This window comes from Nonomuraea sp. MG754425, assembly GCF_021699195.1.
GTDB lineage: Bacteria > Actinomycetota > Actinomycetes > Streptosporangiales > Streptosporangiaceae > Nonomuraea.
In genome coordinates this window covers 1-2,172 of the sequence record NZ_SSXE01000394.1, presented here as the reverse complement: position 1 = coordinate 2,172, position 2,172 = coordinate 1, and the positions used below count along the sequence as shown (strand labels likewise).

The window sequence follows — 2,172 nt, the reverse complement described above, 5'->3', positions numbered from 1 at the left end:
ATGCCAGGGTGGCCACCGCGCCCCCGGGTCAGGCCGTCGCCGCCAGCAGTGCCCGCGCCCGCCGCGCCCCCGACAGGGAGAAGTGCGGGTTGATGGACAGCGCCCGCGCCAGGTGCGCGCAGGCGCCGGAGCGGCGTCCGAGCGCGTGCTCGATCTCGCCGCGGTGATAGGCGAACAGCGCGTTGTGCCCGCCGAGCTTGGCGGCCCGCACGGAGTACCCGACGGCCTCGGCGTGGTGGCCCGCCCGGTGCAGCGCCCAGGCCAGCGCGTCGGCGACCTCGACGCTCCGACGCCGCCGCCACTCGGCCCGCAGATGCCGGACCGCGGCGACCGGATCGCCGTGGTTCGCCTGGAAGATGCCCAGGGCCAGGTGGTCGGTGTGCCCGTTCGCGGCCAGCACCTTCTGCCGGGCGATGAACACGGCGTACTGCCGCCTGGCCCCGGCCCGGTCGCCGAGGTATTCGAGCAGTTCCCCGTACTCGACGACGAACGACGGCGAGCGGGCGACGGCGCTGGTGTAGTCGCGCAGCGCCTGGTCGGTGTGGCCGAGCGCGGCCTCGGCGCGCGCCTTGCCCGCCCGCGACGGCACGTGCCCGGGATCGGCGGCCAGCGCCTGCGCGTAGGCGGAGCGGGCGGTGTCCGGGTCGCCGTTGTGCCAGTTCAGCTCGCCGACCTGCCACTGGCAGAAGGCGTACTCAGCGGGGTCGCCGGCGATCCCGCACGCGCGGCTCAGCAGCCGGCGCGCCGCGTGGATCCGGCCGTGCAACTGCTCCAGGCGCGCGGCCCGGACGAAGGAGGTCAGGTCGGGGTGGCCGTTCAGCACGCGCCGCAGTGTGCTCTCGGCCTGCTCGTAGCGGCCGAGTTCGAGGTAGGCGTCGGTGAGCACGCCGTACAGCGGCCAGCGGTACGGGGCGGCCTTGCGGGCCCGCTCGCCCCACCGGACCGCGCCGGCGAAGTCGTGCCTGGCGTTGGCCAGGGCGCCCATGCCGATCACGGCGTCGATGAACGGCTCGCCCCCGGCCGCGGGCAGGCGCAGCGACCGCCGGAGCGCGTCTTCTGCCTTGGCGTGGTAGGCGGAGTCCGAGGTGCGGCGGGCCTGCTCCAGGTACAGGTGGCCGAGGCTCGCCCACACCGCCGCGTCGTTCGGGTGACCACGCAGGCGGTTCTGGGCGACCTCGATCGACACGGACAGATCGTACGGCGACCACACCACCGGCTCGGGCGGCGGCTCGTCGCGGGGCAGGATGCCGTCGGGGGCGTACAGGGTGAGCAGGACGCAGCCCAGCAGCACGCATCCCAGCAGGGGCAGCAATCGCCGTACGCGACTCATCTGATCGGATGTCCTCGGTGGTGGTTCAGCCGGTGGCGGTGACGGGTTTCAGGGGGAACGCCGGGTCGTCCCGGCGATCGGGCCGGGGTGCACGGTCACGGAGCCGTCGATGTGGTGGCGGCCGTCCGCGTCGATCAGGCGGGAGTCGAGGTCCGCCTGATCGGCCCGTCGCCCCTCGTGGACGGGCCGGTCAGGTAGACCTCCGTCGTCCCGGCCGCGACCTCGGCCGGGACGACGAGGCCACCGTGCTCGTCGTCCTCGGCGCCGCCGCCGCGAACGTTCGCGCAATACGCACAAGTGCGCGCACAGCTATCGCCCTTTCATCGACGAGAGACAGTGTGAAGCCTCTGACCTGCAAAGACTCGCTTACGGTAGTGACTCGACAGCGCTCTGTAAAGTGAGGTTCAAAGGCCGGCCGAAGAATGTCCGCAGCCCGGATCCGGGCATGCGGAAATCAATTCACGGCACGGGGTCTCGGGGAATGTTCGTCCGGCCTGTCGCGGAAATGCCGCAAGAACGTCCCGGCGCGCGGGAGGCGCGTCAGAAGGGGCGGTCCGGCGTCGTCGGGGTGGGGCCGGGGCGTCGCTCCCGCCTCCGGGTCGCGTCGCTCATGACCTCGGCCGGCGTTCGGGCGGCAGGTCCGGCCGCTGGACATTCCGGTGTCGTCGGACCGCCGTGCGGGTCGGGCGCATGGGTTTCTCCTTCGCGGAGAGCGGGGGGACGGTGCCGTGGATGACGCCGGCACGCTTGTTACGATCCGTAGTTATATCATTACTCTCCGCTATTCAAGCGTCACGGTGTCACCTGTCGCGGACCCCGGCGCGCGTCGCCCGCCACCCCAC

1 protein-coding gene is annotated in these 2,172 nt (G+C 72.6%); it reads right to left on the bottom strand.

Features of this window, described 5'->3' with window-relative positions; all coding sequences use genetic code 11:
• Nucleotides 1–28: 28 nt before the first annotated feature.
• Nucleotides 29–1,330 (bottom strand): tetratricopeptide repeat protein, encoded by a 1,302-nt coding sequence (locus FAF44_RS52910; protein WP_237111074.1) that lies wholly within the window; start codon nt 1,328–1,330, stop codon nt 29–31.
• Nucleotides 1,331–2,172 lie beyond the last annotated feature (842 nt).

Excerpts from the sequence above, each read along its gene's own strand:
- FAF44_RS52910 (WP_237111074.1), bottom strand. The coding sequence starts at position 1,330 with ATGAGTCGCGTACGGCGATTGCTGCCCCTGCTGGGATGCGTGCTGCTG.